Origin of the sequence: Pseudomonas protegens (genome assembly GCF_013407925.2) — a bacterium.
GTDB lineage: Bacteria > Pseudomonadota > Gammaproteobacteria > Pseudomonadales > Pseudomonadaceae > Aquipseudomonas > Aquipseudomonas fluorescens_AP.
The window spans coordinates 988,321-1,009,515 of record NZ_CP060201.1 but is presented as its reverse complement, the minus strand read 5'-3'; the positions used below and the strand labels follow the sequence as shown (position 1 = coordinate 1,009,515).

The window sequence follows — 21,195 nt, the reverse complement described above, 5'->3', positions numbered from 1 at the left end:
CTATCGCGGGTTGTCGGGATGGCTGAGGAACGTTTCGTTGCAGGCAGGTCGAGCCCGGTGCTGACCGCGGTAGCGAAGTGAACATCGCCGCACACATGAATTTAGCTCAAGGGCATACGCGGGGTTGCGAACCAGAGCGTTCGGGCCGCCGGTACTGGAGAAAGAAAGCATGAGCAACTGGTTAGTAGACAAACTGATCCCTTCGATCATGCGTTCCGAGGTGAAGAAAAGCTCGGTGCCTGAAGGTCTGTGGCACAAGTGCCCGTCCTGCGAGGCGGTGCTTTATCGTCCGGAGCTGGAAAAGACCCTGGATGTTTGCCCCAAGTGCAACCACCACATGCGTATCGGTGCACGTGCGCGCATCGACATCTTCCTGGACGCCGAGGGTCGTGCCGAACTGGGCGCCGATCTGGAGCCGGTGGACCGCCTGAAGTTCCGCGACGGCAAGAAGTACAAGGATCGTCTGACTGCGGCACAGAAGCAGACCGGCGAGAAGGACGCGCTGATTTCCATGAGCGGTACCCTGCTGGGCATGCCGGTGGTGGTCTCGGCCTTTGAGTTCTCCTTCATGGGCGGTTCCATGGGCGCGATCGTCGGCGAGCGTTTCGTGCGTGCGGCCAACTACGCCCTGGAAAACCGTTGCCCGATGATCTGCTTCTCCGCCTCCGGTGGTGCGCGGATGCAGGAAGCGCTGATTTCCCTGATGCAGATGGCCAAGACTTCCGCGGTGCTGGCGCGCCTGCGTGAAGAGGGCATTCCCTTCGTCTCCGTGCTGACCGATCCGGTCTACGGTGGTGTTTCCGCCAGCCTGGCGATGCTGGGTGACGTGATCGTCGCCGAGCCTAAGGCCCTGGTAGGTTTCGCCGGTCCGCGAGTGATCGAACAGACCGTGCGTGAAAAACTGCCGGAAGGCTTTCAGCGCAGTGAGTTCCTGCTGGAGCACGGGGCGATCGACATGATCATCGCCCGTCAGGAACTGCGTCCGCGTCTGGGTAACCTGCTGGCGCAACTGATGGGTCTGCCGACGCCGGAATTCGTCGCGGCTCCCGTGGAGCCGATGGTGGTGCCACCGGCTCCAGCCAACCTATGATCCAGCGCACCCTGGGCGAATGGCTCGCCTACCTTGAGCAGTTGCATCCCTCGGCCATCGATATGGGCTTGGCGCGCTCGCAGCAGGTAGCGTCGCGGATGGGGCTGGGCAAGCCGGCGCCTCGGGTGATCACGGTGACCGGAACCAACGGCAAGGGCTCGACCTGTGCCTTTGTCGCCTCCCTGCTGCGAGCCCAGGGCTTGCAGGTGGGGGTCTACAGCTCGCCGCACCTGCTGCGTTACAACGAGCGGGTGCAGGTCAATGGTCTCGAAGCTACTGACGAGCAGTTGTGCGAAGCCTTTGCTGCAGTAGAGGCGGGGCGCGGTGAAGTTTCCCTGACCTATTTCGAGATGGGCACCCTGGCGGCCTTCTGGCTGTTCCAGCAGGCGGCGCTGGATGCTGTGGTGCTGGAGGTCGGTCTGGGTGGTCGTCTGGATACGGTCAACCTGGTGGATGCCGACCTGGCGCTGGTCACCAGCATCGGAGTCGATCATATCGAGTACCTCGGCGATTCCCGTGAATCCGTGGCCTTCGAAAAGGCCGGGATTTTCCGTCCGGGCGCTCCGGCGCTGTGTGGCGACCTGAATCCGCCGCAGCCGCTGCTGGATAAGGCGCGGGAGCTGGGTTGTCCGTTTTTCCTTCGGGGGCGGGATTTCGATCTGGCGCTGACCGAAGAGCATTGGCAGTGGCGTGGTCTGGATGCCCAGGGCAATCAGGTCGAGCTGCGGGATCTGCCGTTGCTTGATCTGCCCATGGAGAACGCGGCGCTGGCCTTGCAGGCTTATCTGCTTACCGGGTTGCCCTGGCAGCCTGATCAGATGGGCGCAGCATTGCAGCAGACCCGAGTCACCGGGCGCCTGGATCGTCGGCAGGTGGAATGGCAGGGCAAGCGCCTGAACCTGCTCCTGGATGTGGGGCACAACCCCCATGCCGCGCAGTATCTGGCCGAGCGCCTGGCACGTCGACCGCTGAGCGGTCGGCGCCTGGCGGTATTTGGCCTGCTGGCGGACAAGGATCTGCCGGGGGTGGTGGGGTGTCTGCAGTCTTCGGTCCAGAGCTGGGCCGTGGCGCCGCTGGATTCGCCCAGGGCGCGCCCGGTGCAGGATCTGCAGGCCGCACTGGAGAACCTTGGCGCTTCGGTAGCGTCCTACGCCAGTATTGCTGCGGCATTGGAAGCGCAATGCGAGCAAGCGACCGCGGATGATGAAATTCTGCTGTTCGGATCTTTTTATTGTGTCGCCGAGGCGCTCGAGTGGCTCGCCCGGCGCTCCACGGAGGAAGCTGCACATGGCAATGCTGGATAACGTCTACAAGCAGCGAATGGTTGGAGCACTGGTGCTGGTGGCCTTGGCGGTGATCTTTCTGCCGATGCTGTTCTCGCGCGAGGATGAGCAGCGCCACGTAACGGTTGAAGCACCACCTGTGCCGCAAGCCTCGGCCATGCCGCAGGTTCAGGTTGAGCCTGTGGTGGTGCCCGAGCCCAAGGTGTTGCCTCAGGAACCGGTGCCTGTCGAGCAGCCAGTGGTGCAGCAGGTTGCGCCTTCGATGCCGATTGCCCCGAGTGTGCCGGTGGTTGCCCCGGCGCCTGCGGCGAGCAAGCCGGCGCCAAAACCCGCGCCCGTGCCGGCTCCAGCCCCGGCCCAGCCGATTGCCGCTGCCAAGCCTGACACCAGTCAGAGCCGAATCGATGCCAATGGCCTGTCGATCAGTTGGTCGGTGCAGCTGGCCAGTCTGTCGAGCCGTGAAGGTGCGGAAAACCTGCAGAAAACCCTGCGCAGTCAAGGCTATAACGCTTATATCCGTTCCGCTGATGGCAAGAACCGGGTCTTCGTCGGGCCGCTGATCGAGCGTGCCGAGGCCGACCGTCTGCGTGACCTGCTGGGGCGTCAGCACAACCTCAAGGGGTTTGTGGTGCGCTTTCAGCCAGAGCGTGGTTGAAGCTATCTGGCTGATTTCAAAAGCACAGTGAATCGCAGCTTACCGACAGCCAAGCGCTCTGTTAAAATGCGCCGCCTTATCCGTCTGTAGGCTGCACTGTGCCATTTACCTGGGTTGACTGGGCGATCGTTGCAATAATCGCCATCTCCGCTTTGATCAGCTTGAGCCGCGGTTTCGTCAAAGAAGCCTTGTCGTTGCTTACCTGGATCATCGCAGGAGTCGTCGCCTGGATGTTTGGTGGCTCACTGTCCGAGTACCTCGGCGGTTATATCGAAACTCCCTCGGCTCGCGTGATCGCGGGCTGCGCAATCATGTTTGTCGCCACCTTGCTGGTGGGGGCAATGGTCAACTATCTCATCGGCGAATTGATTCGCGTCACCGGCCTCTCCGGGACCGATCGATTCCTCGGCATGGCCTTCGGCGCGGCGCGTGGCGCGCTGCTGGTGGTCGTGGCGGTCGGGCTCTTGAGCCTGGGGCCGGTACAGCAGGATTCCTGGTGGCAGCAGTCGCGGCTGGTGCCACAATTTCTATTGGTTGCAGACTGGTCCAAGAACCTCATCCTGGGGTGGAGCAGTCAGTGGCTGGCCAGCGGTATCAGCGTACCCGCTGAAATACCGTTCAAGGAGCACCTCTTACCGGCCAAAACGCCTCAGTAAGATGGGTTCAGTTCAGTTTCATTAAGTAGGGGTTGCGTCGCATGTGTGGCATCGTCGGTATCGTCGGTAAGTCGAACGTCAATCAGGCGCTGTATGACGCGCTAACCGTCCTCCAGCACCGCGGCCAGGACGCTGCCGGTATCGTGACCAGCCATGATGGCCGGTTATTCCTGCGCAAGGACAATGGCCTGGTGCGTGATGTGTTCCAGCAACGGCACATGCAGCGCCTGGTGGGGCACATGGGTATCGGTCATGTGCGTTATCCAACCGCAGGCAGCTCGACTTCTGCCGAGGCTCAGCCGTTCTACGTCAACTCGCCGTATGGCATCACCCTGGCGCACAACGGCAACCTGACCAATGTTGAACAGTTGGCCAAGGAGATCTACGAGTCCGACCTGCGCCACGTCAACACCAACTCCGACTCCGAAGTGCTGCTCAACGTGTTCGCTCACGAGCTGGCCCAGCGCGGCAAGCTGCAGCCGACCGAGGAAGACGTGTTTGCCGCAGTGACTGATGTGCACAACCGCTGTGTCGGTGGTTATGCGGTGGTGGCCATGATCACCGGTTACGGTATCGTCGGTTTCCGCGACCCTCACGGCATCCGTCCGATCGTTTTCGGCCAGCGTCATACCGACGAAGGCGTGGAATACATGATCGCCTCGGAAAGCGTTTCCCTGGATGTATTGGGCTTTACCCTGATTCGCGACCTGGCTCCGGGCGAGGCGGTCTACATCACTGAAGAGGGCAAGCTTTACACCCGTCAGTGCGCGACCAACCCGCAGCTCACTCCGTGCATCTTCGAACACGTCTACCTGGCTCGCCCGGATTCGATCATCGACGGCGTTTCGGTGTACAAGGCGCGCCTGCGCATGGGCGAGAAGCTGGCCGAGAAGATCCTGCGCGAGCGTCCGGAGCACGATATCGACGTGGTGATTCCGATTCCGGATACCAGCCGTACCGCGGCGCTGGAGCTGGCCAACCACTTGGGGGTCAAGTTCCGCGAAGGTTTCGTCAAGAACCGCTACATCGGCCGTACCTTCATCATGCCGGGCCAGGCAGCGCGGAAAAAATCCGTGCGCCAGAAGCTCAATGCCATCGAGCTGGAATTCCGCGGCAAGAACGTGATGCTGGTGGACGACTCCATCGTTCGCGGCACCACCTGCAAGCAGATCATCCAGATGGCCCGTGAAGCCGGTGCGAAGAACGTCTACTTCTGCTCCGCGGCGCCGGCGGTTCGTTACCCGAACGTCTATGGCATCGACATGCCAAGTGCCCACGAGTTGATTGCTCACAATCGTTCGACCCAGGACGTGGCTGACCTGATCGGTGCCGACTGGCTGATCTATCAGGACCTGCCGGACCTGATCGAGGCGGTCGGTGGCGGCAAGATCAAGATCGAGAGCTTCGACTGCGCGGTGTTCGACGGCAAGTACGTCACCGGCGACGTCGACGAGGCCTATCTGAACAAGATCGAGAACGCTCGCAACGATGCCTCCAAGGCCAAGACCCAGGCGGTCAGCGCCATCATCGATCTGTACAACAACTGATCCAGAGCATTTAAGAAGACATTAGGAGTAGGCGGCATGAGTCAGGATTGGGATGCCGGTCGGCTGGACAGCGACCTTGAAGGCGTAGCGTTCGATACCCTGGCGGTGCGCGCCGGTCAGCACCGCTCGCCGGAAGGCGAGCACGGTGATCCGATGTTCTTCACCTCCAGCTATGTGTTCCGTACAGCGGCTGACGCGGCTGCACGCTTCGCTGGCGAAGTGCCAGGCAACGTCTATTCGCGTTACACCAACCCCACGGTGCGCTCGTTCGAAGAGCGTATCGCGGCGCTGGAGGGCGCTGAGCAGGCGGTCGCCACGGCCACCGGCATGGCGGCGATTCTCTCGGTGGTCATGAGTCTGTGCAGTGCTGGCGATCACGTGCTGGTGTCGCGCAGCGTGTTTGGCTCGACCATTAGCCTGTTCGAGAAGTACTTCAAGCGTTTTGGCGTTGAAGTCGATTACGTGCCCCTGGCGGATCTGTCTGGCTGGGATGCGGCGATCAAGAGCAACACCAAGCTGCTGTTCGTCGAATCTCCCTCCAATCCGCTGGCCGAACTGGTGGATATCGCCGCCTTGGCTGAGCTGGCGCATGCCAAGGGCGCGATGCTGGTGGTCGACAACTGCTTCTGCACCCCGGCTTTGCAGCAACCCTTGAAGCTGGGCGCGGACGTGGTGGTGCATTCGGCCACCAAGTTCATCGACGGCCAGGGTCGTTGCATGGGCGGCGTGGTAGCCGGACGCAGCGAACAGATGAAAGAAGTGGTGGGCTTTCTGCGCACTGCCGGGCCGACCCTGAGTCCGTTCAACGCCTGGATCTTCCTCAAGGGGCTGGAAACCCTGAGCCTGCGGATGCGTGCTCACTGTGCCAATGCCCTGGCTCTGGCGCAGTGGCTTGAGCAGCAGGACGGTGTCGAGAAGGTGCACTACGCCGGTCTTGCCAGCCACCCGCAACACGAGCTGGCCAAGCGTCAGCAGCGTGGTTTCGGCGCGGTGGTGAGCTTCGAGGTCAAGGGCGGCAAAGAGGGCGCCTGGCGCTTTATCGATGCCACTCGCCTGATTTCGATCACGGCCAACCTGGGTGATAGCAAAACCACCATTACCCATCCGAGCACCACGTCCCACGGGCGCCTGGCGCCACAGGAGCGTGAAGCGGCCGGCATTCGCGACAGTCTGATCCGCATTGCGGTGGGCCTTGAGGATGTGGCTGACCTGCAGGCCGACCTGGCTCGTGGGTTGGCAGCCTTGTGATCGAGTTGTCCACGCCTCAGGGTGGCAACGGACGTGTCGCGCTGGTCACGGGTGCGGCACGGGGCATTGGCCTGGGTATCGCTGCCTGGCTGATCAGCGAAGGCTGGCAGGTGGTGCTGACCGACGTGGATCGGGAGCGTGGCTCCAAGGTGTCCAGGGTGTTGGGCGAGAATGCCTGGTTCATCACCATGGACGTGGCGGACGAGGAGCAGGTGGCGCAGGGCGTGGCCGAGGTGCTGGGGCAGTTCGGGCGCCTGGACGCGCTGGTGTGCAACGCGGCGGTGGCTGATCCGCACAACATCACTCTGGAAAGCCTGGATCTGGCTTACTGGAATCGGGTGCTGGCGGTGAATCTCGGTGGGCCCATGCTGCTGGCCAAGCATTGCGCGCCTTATCTGCGCGCCCATGGCGGTTCCATCGTCAATCTGGCGTCAACCCGGGCTCGGCAATCGGAACCTGACAGCGAAGCCTATGCGGCGAGCAAGGGCGGTCTGTTGGCCCTGACCCATGCCCTGGCCATCAGTCTCGGGCCGGAGATCCGGGTCAATGCCGTGAGTCCTGGCTGGATCGATGCGCGTGATCCGGCGGTGCGGCGTGCCGAGCCTTTATCCGATGCCGATCATGCCCAGCATCCTGCGGGCCGGGTGGGGACGGTTGAGGATGTGGCGTCGATGGTGGCCTGGCTGCTGTCGCGCAATTCGGGTTTTGTCACTGGCCAGGAGTTCGTGGTGGACGGTGGCATGACCAAGAAAATGATTTATCAGGCGTAAGGCCGCACCTGGCTTTAAGCGGCCAGTGAGCAGTATGGCTGTGCGCCAGTGGCTTTTTTCGTGCGGCTGGCCATTGGGCCATTCCGCGGCTTTTGAAAAAAACTTCAAGCCTGCTATTGACTTAGCTTCGTTACCTGCGTAAATTTCGCGGCCTCAGCGAAGCAAAGGGTGATTAGCTCAGCCGGGAGAGCATCTGCCTTACAAGCAGAGGGTCGGCGGTTCGATCCCGTCATCACCCACCATTCCTGAGTGTCTTTCGCAAGAAAGACGGAAGCTTCCAAAGAAGCCTCCAACCGACGCGCAGCGGTAGTTCAGTCGGTTAGAATACCGGCCTGTCACGCCGGGGGTCGCGGGTTCGAGTCCCGTCCGCTGCGCCATATTTTCCAGATCAGGCTTGCCTGGTTTGCGATCGAAAAGCATCGAAGCTCTTCTTTCAGACGATTTAAACGATTCACATGGACGCAAGTCCAAGCGATACGCAGCGGTAGTTCAGTCGGTTAGAATACCGGCCTGTCACGCCGGGGGTCGCGGGTTCGAGTCCCGTCCGCTGCGCCATATCAGCCTCAAGGACCACTGAACGCCTTGAAGCAACGAAGCAAGCTACTGGCTTGATTCGCATCGATAGCAAAAGCCCTGGTCGAAAGACCGGGGTTTTTTGTTTTCGGAATTTGCCTTTTTGCAGTAGCTGTTGCTTGAGCATAAAAAACCGCCTATTCGGCGGTTTTTTTGTACCTGCGAAAAACTCGGACTATCAGAAGCCAAGCTTGTCACGAAGGCTGTAGTACCAGGCGCCCAGGGCGGTGAATGGCGTGCGCAGCAACTGGCCGCCAGGGAAGGGGTAGTGGGGCAGGTCGGCGAAGGCGTCAAAGCGCTCTGCCTGGCCGCGCAAGGCCTCGGCCAGGACTTTGCCGGCCAGATGGGTGTAGGTCACGCCGTGGCCGCTGCAGCCCTGGGAGTAGTAGATGTTGTCCCCCAGGCGGCCCACCTGTGGCAGGCGCGACAGGGTCAGTAGGAAGTTGCCGGTCCAGGCGTAGTCGATCTTGACGTTTTTCAGTTGCGGGAATGCCTTGAGCATCTTCGGTCGGATGATCGCCTCGATGTTGGCCGGGTCGCGAGCGCCGTAGACCACGCCGCCGCCGAAAATCAGGCGCTTGTCGCCGCTGAGGCGGTAGTAGTCCAGCAGGTAGTTGCAGTCTTCGACACAGTAGTCCTGAGGGAGCAGGCTGGCTGCCAGCTCGTCGCCCAGGGGTTCGGTAGTGATCACCTGAGTGCCGCAAGGCATGGACTTGGCGGCCAGTTCCGGGATCAGATTGCCCAGGTAGGCGTTGCCGGCGACGATGACGAACTTGGCGCGGACTTTACCTTGTGGGGTATGTATAACGGGATTGGCTCCGCGCTCGATGCGTACTGCCGGGGATTGTTCGTAGATAGTGCCGCCCAGGGATTCCACGGCCGCCGCTTCGCCCAGTGCCAGGTTCAGCGGGTGGATGTGGCCGCCGCTCATGTCGAGCATGCCGCCCTTGTATTGATCACAGGCCACGACTTCGCGAATCCGTCGCTCGTCCAGCAGTTCCAGCTGGGTGTGGCCGTAGCGCTCCCACAGGCGTTTCTGCGACTCAAGGTGGCCCATCTGCTTGCTGGTCAGCGCCGCGAAGACGCCGCCGTCTTTCAGGTCGCACTGGATCTGGTACTTGGCTACCCGCTCGCGAATGATCCGGCCGCCCTCGAAGGCCATTTGTCCCAGCAGCTGTGCTTGCTTGGGGCCGACGCTGCGCTCGATCACGTCGATGTCACGGCTATAGCTGTTGACGATCTGTCCGCCATTGCGTCCGGATGCGCCAAAGCCGACCTTGGCAGCTTCCAGTACCGTTACGCGAAAGCCGTTTTCCAATAGAAACAGGGCGCTGGACAGGCCGGTATAACCCGCACCGATCACGCAGATATCGGTTTCCACTTCGCCTTGCAGCAGCGGGCGTTCCGGGGCTGCATTGGCGGATGCGGCGTAATAGGACTGTGGGTAGGGAATGTGCGCCATCCTGCGACCTCATGTGTTTAATATATTTTACGAGTGCGCCGATGCTACCTGAGTTGGAAAAGCGCTACCAGATACAAGGAAAAACTTCTTCCAGGCGCCGAAATTAAAAAATTCGCATATTCATAGGCTTAGCTGCAAAAAAGGTGTTGACACCCCTTTGGAATTCCGTAGAATGCCGCCTCACAGCAGGCACGTAGCTCAGTTGGTTAGAGCACCACCTTGACATGGTGGGGGTCGTTGGTTCGAGTCCAATCGCGCCTACCAAACAAAATCCGCTCTGCTGGGCGGTCTGAAAGGGGTTCACCGAGAGGTGAACCCCTTTTTTGTTTTGCGCGTTTTCATGTCGTTGCAAAACCCGTTCAGGGCCTCGGTGCACTCTTTGTCATCCTCTATGTCGCTGCTGATCACGAAGGCTGCTTGAGTGTGCAGCTTGGGTTGTGGAAGAAGCGTCTGGGCGTTCGGCAGAACACCTGCCAATCCTCAAGTGGCGGCTCGGCATTGTCGCTGGCTGCTCGTCGCAGCAGTTCCGCCTGTGCATTCCGAGAGGCCTTTCCATGCTGCGCCCGTCTTGGCGTTTGTGGATTGTCCTGTGGGTTGATCCGCTCGTTTCTATGCCGTTGATTATCGACCACTTTCTGCGCCGCTCTCGCAGCGATGGAGCTTGGGTTGCCGATACTCCCGTTGACCCTTGCCTTCAAAGATTCTGCTGCTTGTCGTTCGCGCTGTTGTGAGCGCCCGTCCTTGGGCGCGTCGGTTGCTGGGCAGGTTGAAGATCTTTTACGTGCGCTCTGGTCTTTTCAAGGCTGTGCTCCTCGCTTCCTGGGCGGGGAGTCGTGAAGTACGACTCCCGGAGAAGGATGATCAGTTCTGCGCGATGAACCCCTCGCCGTTGAAGCTGCGCACCGGGTTGCCGCGCTCCACGCTGTGGTGGCCGTCGCGGCGTTGCAGGCGCAGCGCCTCTGCGGATTGCTGTTGCCGATCTGCCAGGCGTTGCTGGATCAGCAGGCGCGCAACGCGCTTGTTGTCGTGCTGGCTGCGCTCTGACTGCACTTTCACGCTGATGCCACTGGCCAGGTGCGTGGCGCGCACCGCGGAATCCGTGGTGTTCACGTGTTGCCCGCCCGGGCCTGATGCGCGCATGGCTTCGAAGCGGATCGCGCCGTCCATGCTGTCCTCTGGAGCCTTGAACAGTTGACCGGCGAAATACCAGTTCTTGCGTTTGTATCCGGGGCGATAGGGGCTCTTGCAGGTCCAGAGCAGGGTGCCGGTCCAGCGTTCGGCCAGTGCCGCAGCCTGTTCGCCATCAAGGCTGACCAATACCGATCTGTGGGTACCCCGGCCCTGGCCGGCTACCTGCTCGACGAGGCTGGCACGCACGCTGTGTGCCTCGGCTTCGCGATACAGGAGTTGCAGGGCCTTGGTCACCGCCAGTTCGCACTCGGCGGGTCCCTGGGCGGAAGACAGTTGTAACAGCAGCATCAGCAGCACCCCCGGCGTTTGTAGGTCAGTACCGGCTTGAGCCGCGCGATGATCTGCACCAGGCCGGCATCCCTCAGGCTGCCGACCACGCTGTCGATGCTCTTGTAGGCTTCGGGCGCTTCCTCGTACATCAATCCGCGGTCTTCGCAGATCACCCGGCTGCCCAGTTGAGTGCGCTTGAGCTGGTCGAAGCTGAAGCGCGCAGCCAGCCTGCCTTTGCAATCGCTGCGCAGCCATTTGCGCCCGGCGCCGTGGGCCAGGGAGTAGAGGCTGGCAGTTGCCGGTATGGGGTGTACCAGATAGCTGTAGTCGCCCCGGGAGCCCGGGATGACCACCGGACCCTGGTCCGACGGTGTAGCGCCCTTGCGATGCAGCCAGCCCGTAATACCGTCGATATTCGCTGGTGATACCAGGTTGTGGTTGATGTCCAGAATCGAGCGTCCCTTGGCCCGCAGGTTGTGCAGCAGGCGTTCGGCGATCAATCGTCGGTTGGCCTCGGCGAAACGCAGGGCCGCGTCGTGCTCTTGCAAGTACTGAGCGCCGGCGGCGCTGGCCATGGCCAGGCCGTTGTGACCGTGCTGGTCCACATGACGCCGCAGGATGGCTTCTCCCAGGCCCCGGGAGCCGCTGTGCACCAGCAGCAACAAGGCTTTGGGATTCAGCTCCAGGGCCTGCACGGCGCTGGCGTCGTACACCTGGTCGAGCTGTTGCAGCTCGGCAAAGTGATTGCCGCCACCGATGGTGCCCAGTGAGTGTTCATGGCCGTTGACGGGCAGTCCCAGCTGCGCTCGCTCTTCATCCCACTGTTCATCCAGAGGGAGATCGATGTTGCCGATTTTTTTCTCCAGCTTGTCGAGGTTGAGGCGGCTGCTGGAAAGATCGGTTTGCCACAGCGTCATGCCGCAGCCGATGTCGTTGCCCACCAGGGCCGGGTAGGCCATTTCAGTGGAAAAGAATGCTGCTCCCACCGGGTAGCCTCGGCCTGGGTGCAGGTCCGGCATGCCGACCACCTGGCGCATGCCGGGCAGTTGGGCGGTGGTTTGCAGTTGCTGGAGCGCTTTATCTTCGATCCAGGTGGTGTCTGAGGCGATCAGCGAGACGCCGTTCGACAAATGACGGATGCAAGTGTCCATGTCCAATTCCTGATTGGAAAAAAATAGTCAGGTAGTGGCAGGACGAAGCGGGATTAAGCGAAGGCGCTAACGGGTAGCGGATACAGCGTTTAAACCAGGCACGTCCTGCAAGGGGTGATCAGCTGTTGCATGGTGGATCTCCTTGGCAAAAGTGTGGGAAGGGGCGCGAAGGTTAAACCTTCAACTGAGCCATGACAATGGGGAGTCCTGAATAAACAACGCCTGTCCTTGTAGCCAAGGCCCGTAAAACCATGGCCTTGGGGCGCAAGGTGGGCGCTACGGGCCCTGGCTGAGGGTTGGTCAGGGCGGCGTTGCTTGGCAGGAGGTTTTTTCTTCCGGTGGACGCCTTTTTTCTGCCGCCTGAGCGATACTCTCGCGTTTTATGGACGAGGTGGCAGCATGCGGGTGTTGATGGCGGTGATGGTTGCGGTTTTGTTGGCCGGTTGTGCGGGTTCCACCATGGACGACGCTCGGGCCAGAACGCCCAACAAGACCCTGAGTTCGGCCAAGGCAGATCAGCTGGTGGCGCAGTGCGTACAGTTCGCCTGGCAGGATGAAGCGGTTTTCGGTGTTGACGCTGCGGCATATCTGCAGCCAGGCAAGGGCGGTGGCTATACGGTGTATACCCGCTCCGCCGAATCCTTCGTGGACATCAAGGTCGAGGCTTCCGGGACCACCATTCACTACTACGCGGTCGAGGACAGCGCCGTTTCCAAGCGCCGCCTGGCGGCGTTGGCTACCTGTCTATAAGCAACGGATGGCTTCAGGCTTTTTTCAGGACAAACCCGGCTATGGCCGGGTTTTTTTCTGCCGGGCGTTTTTTCGGTGTTAGTTGGGCTGCTGGGCTTTTTCATAAAGTGAAAGAGCAAATTTTGCTGTAGCAAAGCGTGTAATACATTGACTCTTCAAGTTGTCAGTTCAAATCGGGAAGTCCAGGGTTTAATGGGGCTGGCGCCAACTTTTGCAAATTGTCCCGGGTGGTTAGTTTGTGGGCGTATGAAAAAATCGATAAAAGTGCGCTAAGTTAAAGGTGCTCAACGAGGAGCGAACTTAATTAGTCAATGGAGTGAATGATATGAATAAGCCACAAGCTCAACTTAAACATGGTCGCATTGTGTCGCCTTCCAGCCGCGGTTCGGTTGCGGTGGAACTGGGTCTGCTGGGGACCTGGCAGGTGAATGAGATGGAAGGCGGGAAAAACTTCCCGTCCCTGGTCGCCGGTCCCTTCCCGAAACCCTACGACAGCGATGTGGCAAGCGTCGTACCACCCGCAGACGGTCATATTCTCAGCGGCGGCAAGGTTGATGAGCGCGACTGCATCAACTTCACCAACGAGGAGATGTCGAAGAAACTCAACCGTGCTTTCAACTGGCCGCAGCTCAGTGTCGATCCGGGTCAGGTGTTTCGCGTGCAGTGGGAATACACCGCGCCTCACGTCACCCGTGGTTACAGCTGGTTCATCACCAAAGATGGCTGGGACCCGAAGCAGCGTATCAGCCGCGCTCAACTCGAGCCCCAGGCTTTTTATCAGGACTTTTATACTGAAGTTCCTTTCGACAAGTTTGGATCGGTGCTCAAAGCCAAGACCCACCATGAAGTAGTACTGCCGAAAAACAAGAAAGGCCATCATGTTGTGGTACTGGTGTGGATCGTTGCCAATACGGGCAACGGGTTCTATCAGGCGTTCGATCTGGACTTCAAGTAAGTTACAGGCTTACAGCATTGTTTATCCGTTCTGAAGGATTAGAGCATGAATAAAATCGACTTTACCTCGATCAAGAGTCAGCCCGCGGATGCCGCATCTCTGATGCCGAGCATTGCCGGCAAGAAGATCCTCATGGGCTTCTGGCACAACTGGGCCGCCGGCCCTGCCGATGGTTATCAACGGGGGCAGTTCGCCAATCTCAATCTGCTGGATGTGCCCAAGGAATATAACGTGGTGGCGGTGGCCTTCATGAAGGGGCACGGCATTCCGACGTTCAAGCCTTATAACCTGTCGGATGAAGAGTTCCGGCGTCAGGTCGGCGTGCTCAACAGCCAGGGGCGGGCGGTGTTGATCTCCCTGGGCGGCGCCGATGCGCATATCGAATTGCACAAGGGCAACGAGCAGCCATTGGCCAGCGAGATCATTCGCCTGGTCGAGACTTATGGTTTCGATGGCCTGGATATCGATCTGGAGCAGAGCGCCATCGACTTTGCCGACAACAAGAGCGTGTTGCCGGCCGCGCTGAAGCTGGTGAAGGATCATTACGCCGGCCAGGGCAAGCACTTCATCATCAGCATGGCGCCCGAGTTTCCGTACCTGAGCCGCGATGGCAAGTACGTGGCGTACCTGCAGGCCCTGGAGGGCTACTACGACTTTATCGCGCCGCAGTATTACAACCAGGGCGGTGATGGGCTCTGGGTGCCGGAGGCCAATGGCGGGCACGGGGCGTGGATTGCCCAGAACAACGACGCCATGAAGGAGGACTTTCTGTTCTACCTGACCGACAGCCTGGCCTCGGGTACGCGTGGCTACACTCGGATTGCCGCGGACAAGCTGGTGATCGGTTTGCCGAGCAACGTCGATGCGGCAGCCACCGGTTATGTCATCGAACCTGCGGCGTTGAACAACGCGTTCAAACGCCTGCAGGAGAGTGGCCACGCCATCAAGGGCTTGATGACCTGGTCGGTGAATTGGGATGCCGGGGTCAATCGGCACGGCGTGCATTACGACTGGGAGTTCCGCAACCGTTATGCGCCGTTGATCCATGGCGACGGCGGCGAGCCGCAGAGGCCTGGGGCGCCGGGCAATCTGCTGGTGCAGGGGACCACTCGCAACAGTGTCAGTTTGAGTTGGGGCACATCCGGCGGCCTGCGCCCGGTGGAGTTCTACACCCTGTACCGCGATGGCAATGCGGTGGGCAAGACAGCGACTGCGGCCTATGAGGACAAGGGCCTGAATGCGGATACCCAGTACGCCTACTTTGTCACGGCCACTGACACTCAGGGCCGGGAATCCTTGCCCAGTCGCAGCCTCAGTGTCAGGACCGCAGGAGGGGCGGTCGATCCGAGCTTTCCCGAGTGGCGCACCAGTCAGCGCTACATGAGGGAGGAGGGCGTGACTTATGAAGGCAATCGCTATCTCTGCCTTCAGGAGCACACCTCCAACCCGGGTTGGACGCCTTCCGTGGCGTTCACGCTGTGGAGCAAGGTGCTGCTGGAGCGTCATGCCTGAGGTCTAGAGGTCAGTGCCCGAGGGCATGAACGGGCGGCCCGCGCGGATGTTGTCGATCCGAATGCGGGCCGCTTTTTGCGTTTTTCCGCCTCAATGTGGATTGCTTTGTTTGTTGGTAACGCGCCTGCGCGGACGCTGATGCGGGTCAGCGCCGCCCGCGTGAGCCCTGGTTCAGTTGTAATCGTTGGTAAGCGATGCTGCTTTCGGGCTTGGCTTAGTAGTAGGCTCGCGGCTCGATTGCATGAGCAAGGAAAGCCCTCGATGTTTCAAATGAATAATCTGGTTCCGGAACTGCTGGTCACCCATCTGCAGCGCAGCCTGTCTTTTTATCGCGATACCCTGGGTTTCAAGGTGGAGTATCAGCGTCCCGAGCACTTCTTTGCCTTTCTTTCATTCAACGGCGGGCAATTGATGCTGGAACAGGATGATCAGCAGGAGTCGGAGTGGCGGGTAGGTCCCTTGCAGGCCCCCTTTGGCCGCGGCATGAACCTGTCCATCGAGTGCCCGGATATTCGCCAGCTGGCGGCGGCGCTGAAGCAGGCCGGTATCGCCTTGCGCAGGGACATCCAGGAGTGCTGGTATCGCCATGATGAGTCGCTGCATGGCGAGTTGAACCTGCTGGTGCAGGATCCTGATGGCTACCTGCTGCGGTTTACCCAGGACTTGGGGTTCAAGCCGGTGGAACCGTCAGCAGACGCCTGACCGCCGTGCCCGGGCGCGACGCCGGCATTGCTGCGGCGCCGCATGCCGGGAGGCAGCGGTAGGATGGGTTGCCAGAAAGGGGCGTTAGTCAGTGGTTGGTGAAAGTCCGGTGCGCGGGAATCTGCTGTGGCCGCTATCCGCTGAGGACAGGCGGGGATTCTGTGGGAGAAGCTCGGGATGAACAAGGCACGCGCCGCACCAGCCTTGGGTTGCAGGCGAGGAGCGGGTGCTCATTGAGTTCAAGGGGTTTCGCGCTTGTCCGGGGCAGTGAGTCCGGCCTGGATGCGTTGATAGATTTCTTCACGGTGTACCGCGACATCTTTGGGCGCGTTGATTCCGATGCGGACCTGTTGGCCGCTGACGCCGAGGATGGTGATCGTAATGTCGTCACCGATGTTTATGCTTTCACCGACTTTGCGGGTGAGTATCAGCATGATCTTCTCCTTGATAGCTTTGTAGGGCACCAGATTCAAACAGTGCAGAGGTCGGTCTTAGGTATAGATTAGTGCGAAGTTCCACTGAGTGGGTGCCTCTTTCTGACGCGCAGACGATCTATTAATTCCCAAGGCGCAACTATACATAGGCAATAAATATCATTCTTCCTGTTTCGGCCTGATTTTGTGACGAGGTCTCTCGTGGCTGGAGTGCTAAAATCGCCGCCTCAGACTTTCTAGGGGTGGGTTGTGCGCACAGTAGCGATGATGATGGCGGTGTTGGCATTGGCCGGATGCGGCGAAGGCAAGCGGGTCGAAGCGAACAAGACTGCGGCGGCGGCCACGCAGGTCCAGGCGGTTCAGGCCTCCAGCGCGCCACAGTGGGATGTGCTGGTGGGCAGTGAGTTGCCTCAGGCGGTCAGCGATCTGACCGGCTGGCTGATCGAGCACGGGATCATTTCCAATGTGGTGACCGTGGAGGGCAAGCGCCTGGTGGTGGTCGGTCCGTTTGCGTCCCAGGCCGAAGCCGAGGCCAAGAAGAATGAAGTGATCGAAAAGCTGGTCAAGGCCAAGAAGCGCGATATCGACGTCACGGTCATCGAGCATCAGGCCGCGCAATAAACCTGTTGGCACAGGATCCAGGATCGCCCGCGTTCAGCGGGCGATCTGCTTTCAGCCACAGGCCTTGAGGTTGACCGCGCCGACGAATTCATTGCCGCGCCCCATCACGCAGGCCACGCTCTGATTGCGTTGGCGTTCCCAGTCTTGCACCGGGTAGGTCTTGTTCCAGGCTTCAAACAGTTGGCGATCCTGCTTCGACAGGCGCAGGCCGTACTGCTTGCTCATGTAGAAGTAGGTGCGGGCGATCATGCCGCGAATCGACGGTCGTGGCATGACCTTCTTGGCCTTGAAGTCGACCTGGGTCAGGCATGAACCGTACTGGCCCGATTGCTCCGGCAGCCAGCCGAAACTGAAGTTGCTGCGGTCGCCATTCACTTCGCCAATGCTCGGTACCAGGTTGTGCAGGTCGGCTTCGGCGCGCTGATAGACCGCATCGGTGCGGGTGCAGTTCTTGCGTCCGCCTTGCTGCCAGCACTGACGCTGATGGCCGATCTGCCAGGCCGGCACTATGTGTTCCCACTCGATGCGTTCGGCGCGCTTGGCGTTCTTGCGCGGCACATAGCCGCAGGCCGCCAGGTTCACCCGATTGCCGGTGTACTTGCAGCCACAATAGAACTCGGTGGATTGGGGGGCATAGAGCTTCCAGGCGACCTTCTTGGCTTCGCTGAAGGTGCGGGGCGCGTCGGCTTGGGCGGTACAGGCGAGAAACAGCAACAGCAGGGCAAAACAACGAACACTCATTGACTCAGTCTTCCTTCGGCACAACCCAGAAAATCTGCACGCCGCCATCGTCGCGATAGGCGAGGGTGACGTTGTCGTTTTCGGCGATTTCTTCCAGCAGGCGCTCCCACTCGTCCTGAGGTTCGTCGGCGAGGCGGAAGATCAGCGCGGCCTTGGCTTTCTGTGCGGTGGGGGAGTTGATGATTTTCTGGATGCGTACACCCAGGCGTTCGTAGGAGCTGAGGGGTGTTTGAGCGTTGGCCACGGAACATTCCTTAATAAGCTGTACGTGCATACAGTATTTAACTGTAAGACATTTCGCAACTGCTTAAAATTCAAGAAGTTCCTCTGACAACGTTTTATGCATTTGTCTCACGAGGTGAGCAGATATTTTTGCTGGGGGGAGGGGAGGTGGTATCGGCGCCACTCGCCCGGGCGGGCGAGTGGTTGCAAGCCCGCTCGACCGAGGCCGGTCGAGCGGGGTTCTGTCAGTATTCCCAGAACATGCGTTGCAGTTCCTTGCTGTCCTGAGTCTTGGTCAGGGCGACCATGGCCAGGATGCGGGCTTTCTGCGGGTTCAGGTCATGAGCCACGACCCAGTCGTACTTGTCGTCAGGCTGTTCGGCGTTGCGCAGAACGAAACCACCGGCATTGACGTGGGAAGAACGAATGATCTGCACGCCGTTCTTGCGCAGTTCCTGCAGGGCCGGAACCACACGGGAAGACACCGAACCGTTACCAGTGCCGGCGTGGATGATGGCTTTGGCGCCGCCCTGGGCCAGGGCTTTGTAGGCGGTGTCGCTGACGTTGCCGTAGCCGTAGGCGATTTCTACGTCAGGCAGGCTCTTGATGTTCTTGATGTCGAATTCCGAATCCATGGTGTGGCGCTTGGCCGGCAGGCGGAACCAGTAGGATTTGCCTTCCACCACCATGCCCAGCGGGCCCCATGGGCTCTTGAAGGCTTCGGTCTTGATGTTGATCATTTTGCTGACATCGCGACCGGACTGGATTTCGTCGTTCATGGTCACCAGTACGCCTTTGCCGCGGGCGTTCTTGCTGCCGGCGACGGCGACGGCGTTGTACAGGTTGAGCATGCCGTCGGCCGACATGGCGGTGCCTGGACGCATGGAGCCGACCACTACGATTGGCTTGTCAGTCTTTTCCACCAGGTTGAGGAAGTAGGCGGTTTCTTCCAGGGTGTCGGTGCCGTGGGTGATGACGATGCCATCAACGTCCTTGCTGTCGGCCAGTTCGGCAACGCGGCGACCCAGTTGAAGCAGGTTTTCGTTGGTGATGCTTTCCGAGGCGATCTGCATGACCTGTTCGCCACGCACGTTGGCCAGCTGGTTCAGCTCCGGAATGCCGGCGATCAGTTGTTCGATGCCGACCTTGGCCGCCTGATAGGTGGCGCTGTTGGCCGCGCTGGCGCCGGCACCGGCGATAGTGCCGCCGGTGGCGAGGACCACGACGTTGGCGAGTTTCTGCTGGGTTTCAGCTTCTTTGGCCTGCAGGGCGGCAGGCAGAAGCAGGAGGAGGGCCAAAGCGCCCGGGGCGAAGGATTTGAAGGCAGATTTCATTATTTTTTCTCTAGTAGTGAGACGGTGCTGATGCAGGTTCATCTAGAAACACCTCGGCGGCAGATCTGTTTGCGCCGGGGCAGCGAGGGTTGAGCAGGATCTGTACCAGCGCTACCTTGATCGGATAAGTATTTTAAGTTACTGATTTATATCAATTTTATTTCTGTTCATGAGCGTGGTGAGTCAGGTGGCGTCCGGGTTTCCGAACATTTGCGCAGTGCTGTGTTCGGCAATCCGAAAGTGCTCGCCGCCAGTCCTGAAGCGACTTCTTGCGCATTTATTAAAGAATGTTCTGCGGCGGTCGATGATCCTTCTAGGATTTTTCACCAGGAGTTCCCATGTCACTTTCAGTCGGATTTCCAGGGGCAGGAGCCATTCTGATCAATGGCAAGTCGCCCGCAACCATCGATGCATTGAGCAACGCCACCGCCGAGCAGGCGTCTAGCGCGCTGGGCACCGACGAGTCGGGCACTTTGCGGGTCGGTTCCAGCAAGCAGGCCGAACAGTCTGAAAGCGAAGGCTCAAGCGAAGACAACCACAGCATCGTGGTCAAGATGCTGCTCAAGCGCATGCAGGAGCTGCAGCAGCAACTTCGCGAGCAGCAACAGCAACTGGCTGCAGCCCAGGCCGCCAACTACCCAACCCCCGAGGCCAAGCAGACGGCAGTCATGGCCATTCAAGGGCAGGTCGCCGCTACCAACGGTGCCCTGGCAGAGGTCTCGGGCAAACTGGTACAGGAGTTGGCCAAGGAGTCCTCCTCCTCCGGTGGCCTGGTGAACACCACCGCCTGAATCGTCAGCCTGCCCGGGAGCATTTTCCGGGCAGGTTTTTCTCCACGTGGCCGGTTGCGGATGGCTGCCCACGCTCTCTGATCGCACTTTGAACAGCGTTGACAAACTCTGGCGAGGTTCGCATAGTTCGTTTTACGCAAACGTTTGCGCGAGTCTCGGGGAACGATGATCGTCTATCTTTCCGAGGCACGGCCCCGGCCAGTGTCACTGGAAACCTGGCGGCCCCGCCGTGCGAACGCTGCTCACAATAATCATAAGATCGGAGTGAACCCATGAAGCTGCCCTTTGCTGGACGTCTACTCGCTGTCGCCGTTCTGGCCGCTGCATCCGCTGCCCTTCCTCTCTCTTCGGCTCTGGCCGACACCCCGCAGAAACCCAAGGTCGCCCTGGTCATGAAATCCCTGGCCAACGAGTTCTTCCTGACCATGGAGGACGGGGCCAAGGCCTATCAGAAAGAGCACTCCGGCGATTTCGATCTGGTGTCCAACGGCATCAAGGACGAAACCGATACCGCCAACCAGATCCGCATCGTCGAGCAGATGATCGTCTCCAAGGTCAATGCCCTGGTGATTGCCCCTGCCGACTCCAAGGCCATGGTGCCGGTGATCAAGAAAGCGGTGGATGCCGGGATCACGGTGATCAACATCGATAACCAGCTCGATCCCGCTGTGTTGAAGAGCAAGAACATCAGCGTGCCTTTCGTCGGGCCCGACAACCGCAAGGGCGCACGCCTGGTGGGCGAGTACCTGGCCAAGCAGCTCAAGGCCGGGGATGAAGTCGGGATCATCGAAGGGGTTTCCACCACCACCAACGCGCAACAGCGCACAGCCGGCTTCAAGGACGCAATGGATGCCGCGCAGATCAAGGTGGTGTCGCTGCAATCGGGCGACTGGGAGATCGACGCCGGTAACCGCGTTGCCTCGGCCATGCTCAGCGAGTACCCGAATCTCAAGGCATTGCTGGCCGGCAACGACAGCATGGCGGTAGGGGCGGTGTCCGCTGTCCGTGCCGCCGGCAAGGCGGGCAAGGTCCAGGTAGTGGGCTACGACAACATCAACGCCATCAAGCCGATGCTCAAGGATGGCCGGGTCCTGGCCACTGCCGATCAGTTCGCCGCCAAGCAGGCGGTGTTCGGTATCGAAACGGCGCTGAAGATACTCAAGGGCGAGAAGGTCGACAGCGGTGCCAATGGCGTGATCGAAACTCCGGTTGAGCTGGTCACCAAGTAGTCGTTGCG

Annotated in this window: 21 protein-coding genes and 4 tRNA genes; 18 read left to right on the top strand and 7 right to left on the bottom strand. The window is 60.1% G+C overall.

The features are described from left to right. Positions 1-169: 169 nt before the first annotated feature. The 10 genes from accD (at position 170) to GGI48_RS04665 (ending at position 7,804) form a co-directional block, all read left to right on the top strand. On the top strand, positions 170-1,090 hold the full coding sequence (gene accD / locus GGI48_RS04710; protein ID WP_016967999.1) for an acetyl-CoA carboxylase, carboxyltransferase subunit beta: 921 nt from the start codon (positions 170-172) through the stop codon (positions 1,088-1,090). Continuing rightward, positions 1,087-2,394: a bifunctional tetrahydrofolate synthase/dihydrofolate synthase gene (gene folC / locus GGI48_RS04705; RefSeq protein ID WP_047303119.1), complete on the top strand. Its 1,308-nt coding sequence runs from the start codon at positions 1,087-1,089 to the stop codon at positions 2,392-2,394. The genes accD and folC overlap by 4 nt, the downstream gene beginning before the upstream one ends. Further along, positions 2,378-3,028, top strand: coding sequence for an SPOR domain-containing protein (locus GGI48_RS04700; protein WP_179597250.1), 651 nt, complete (start codon positions 2,378-2,380; stop codon positions 3,026-3,028). The genes folC and GGI48_RS04700 overlap by 17 nt, the downstream gene beginning before the upstream one ends. 98 nt (positions 3,029-3,126) lie before the next feature. Next, positions 3,127-3,684, top strand: coding sequence for a CvpA family protein (locus tag GGI48_RS04695; RefSeq protein ID WP_016968003.1), 558 nt, complete (start codon positions 3,127-3,129; stop codon positions 3,682-3,684). 41 nt (positions 3,685-3,725) lie between these two features. Next, a complete protein-coding gene (gene purF, locus GGI48_RS04690; RefSeq protein WP_016968004.1) occupies positions 3,726-5,231 on the top strand; it encodes an amidophosphoribosyltransferase in 1,506 nt (501 codons plus the stop codon). 36 nt (positions 5,232-5,267) lie between these two features. Continuing rightward, positions 5,268-6,479, top strand: a complete 1,212-nt coding sequence (locus GGI48_RS04685; RefSeq protein ID WP_016968005.1) for an O-succinylhomoserine sulfhydrylase — start codon at positions 5,268-5,270, stop codon at positions 6,477-6,479. Continuing rightward, positions 6,476-7,249 (top strand): SDR family oxidoreductase, encoded by a 774-nt coding sequence (locus GGI48_RS04680; RefSeq protein WP_016968006.1) that lies wholly within the window; start codon positions 6,476-6,478, stop codon positions 7,247-7,249. Before GGI48_RS04685 ends, GGI48_RS04680 begins: the two co-directional genes overlap by 4 nt. A gap of 166 nt (positions 7,250-7,415) precedes the next feature. Next, positions 7,416-7,491, top strand: a tRNA-Val gene (locus GGI48_RS04675). Positions 7,492-7,549: 58 nt separating this feature from the next. Continuing rightward, positions 7,550-7,626, top strand: a tRNA-Asp gene (locus GGI48_RS04670). Between the two features lie 101 nt (positions 7,627-7,727). Further along, positions 7,728-7,804: transfer RNA gene (locus GGI48_RS04665), tRNA-Asp, on the top strand. 196 nt (positions 7,805-8,000) lie between these two features. On the opposite strand, the gene GGI48_RS04660 is transcribed toward GGI48_RS04665, so the two are convergent. Further along, positions 8,001-9,284, bottom strand: coding sequence for an NAD(P)/FAD-dependent oxidoreductase (locus tag GGI48_RS04660; RefSeq protein WP_016968008.1), 1,284 nt, complete (start codon positions 9,282-9,284; stop codon positions 8,001-8,003). 187 nt (positions 9,285-9,471) lie between these two features. On the opposite strand from GGI48_RS04660, the gene GGI48_RS04655 reads away from it, so the two are divergent. After that, positions 9,472-9,548, top strand: a tRNA-Val gene (locus GGI48_RS04655). A 597-nt stretch (positions 9,549-10,145) separates the two neighbouring features. Here GGI48_RS04655 and prfH read toward each other — a convergent pair. Next, a complete protein-coding gene (gene prfH, locus GGI48_RS04650) occupies positions 10,146-10,763 on the bottom strand; it encodes a peptide chain release factor H (RefSeq protein ID WP_179597248.1) in 618 nt (205 codons plus the stop codon). Continuing rightward, entirely contained in the window at positions 10,763-11,896 is a 1,134-nt protein-coding gene (locus GGI48_RS04645; RefSeq protein ID WP_179597246.1) for an RNA ligase RtcB family protein, read from the bottom strand. The genes prfH and GGI48_RS04645 overlap by 1 nt, the downstream gene beginning before the upstream one ends. A 399-nt stretch (positions 11,897-12,295) precedes the next feature. Here GGI48_RS04645 and GGI48_RS04640 point away from each other — a divergent pair, with 399 nt between their 5' ends. The 4 genes from GGI48_RS04640 to GGI48_RS04625 all read left to right on the top strand — a co-directional run bounded on the left by GGI48_RS04640 (position 12,296) and on the right by GGI48_RS04625 (position 15,815). After that, positions 12,296-12,646, top strand: coding sequence for a hypothetical protein (locus GGI48_RS04640; RefSeq protein ID WP_179597245.1), 351 nt, complete (start codon positions 12,296-12,298; stop codon positions 12,644-12,646). 325 nt (positions 12,647-12,971) lie between these two features. Further along, positions 12,972-13,601, top strand: a complete 630-nt coding sequence (locus GGI48_RS04635; RefSeq protein WP_047303128.1) for a lytic polysaccharide monooxygenase auxiliary activity family 9 protein — start codon at positions 12,972-12,974, stop codon at positions 13,599-13,601. Positions 13,602-13,646: 45 nt separating this feature from the next. Next, positions 13,647-15,113, top strand: coding sequence for a glycosyl hydrolase family 18 protein (locus tag GGI48_RS04630; RefSeq protein ID WP_179597243.1), 1,467 nt, complete (start codon positions 13,647-13,649; stop codon positions 15,111-15,113). A gap of 261 nt (positions 15,114-15,374) precedes the next feature. Beyond that, a complete protein-coding gene (locus GGI48_RS04625) occupies positions 15,375-15,815 on the top strand; it encodes a VOC family protein (RefSeq protein WP_179597241.1) in 441 nt (146 codons plus the stop codon). Positions 15,816-16,054: 239 nt separating this feature from the next. Here the strand turns inward: GGI48_RS04625 and csrA are convergent, their stop codons facing one another. After that, positions 16,055-16,249, bottom strand: a complete 195-nt coding sequence (gene csrA / locus GGI48_RS04620; RefSeq protein ID WP_007920550.1) for a carbon storage regulator CsrA — start codon at positions 16,247-16,249, stop codon at positions 16,055-16,057. 264 nt (positions 16,250-16,513) lie between these two features. Between csrA and GGI48_RS04615 the strand changes: the two genes are divergently transcribed. Beyond that, positions 16,514-16,870, top strand: a complete 357-nt coding sequence (locus GGI48_RS04615) for a hypothetical protein (RefSeq protein WP_016963689.1) — start codon at positions 16,514-16,516, stop codon at positions 16,868-16,870. Between the two features lie 51 nt (positions 16,871-16,921). Here GGI48_RS04615 and GGI48_RS04610 read toward each other — a convergent pair whose 3' ends face one another. The 3 genes from GGI48_RS04610 to GGI48_RS04600 form a co-directional block, all read right to left on the bottom strand. After that, on the bottom strand, positions 16,922-17,611 hold the full coding sequence (locus GGI48_RS04610) for an endonuclease (protein ID WP_016963688.1): 690 nt from the start codon (positions 17,609-17,611) through the stop codon (positions 16,922-16,924). 4 nt (positions 17,612-17,615) lie between these two features. Continuing rightward, positions 17,616-17,885 (bottom strand): DUF1654 domain-containing protein, encoded by a 270-nt coding sequence (locus GGI48_RS04605; RefSeq protein ID WP_020372522.1) that lies wholly within the window; start codon positions 17,883-17,885, stop codon positions 17,616-17,618. A gap of 193 nt (positions 17,886-18,078) precedes the next feature. Next, positions 18,079-19,167 (bottom strand): asparaginase, encoded by a 1,089-nt coding sequence (locus GGI48_RS04600; protein WP_047303134.1) that lies wholly within the window; start codon positions 19,165-19,167, stop codon positions 18,079-18,081. Between the two features lie 338 nt (positions 19,168-19,505). Between GGI48_RS04600 and GGI48_RS04595 the strand changes: the two genes are divergently transcribed. Together GGI48_RS04595 and GGI48_RS04590 are read left to right on the top strand one after the other, a co-directional pair. Continuing rightward, on the top strand, positions 19,506-19,958 hold the full coding sequence (locus GGI48_RS04595; RefSeq protein ID WP_047303136.1) for a hypothetical protein: 453 nt from the start codon (positions 19,506-19,508) through the stop codon (positions 19,956-19,958). Between the two features lie 272 nt (positions 19,959-20,230). After that, a complete protein-coding gene (locus GGI48_RS04590) occupies positions 20,231-21,187 on the top strand; it encodes a sugar ABC transporter substrate-binding protein (RefSeq protein WP_047303138.1) in 957 nt (318 codons plus the stop codon). Positions 21,188-21,195 lie beyond the last annotated feature (8 nt).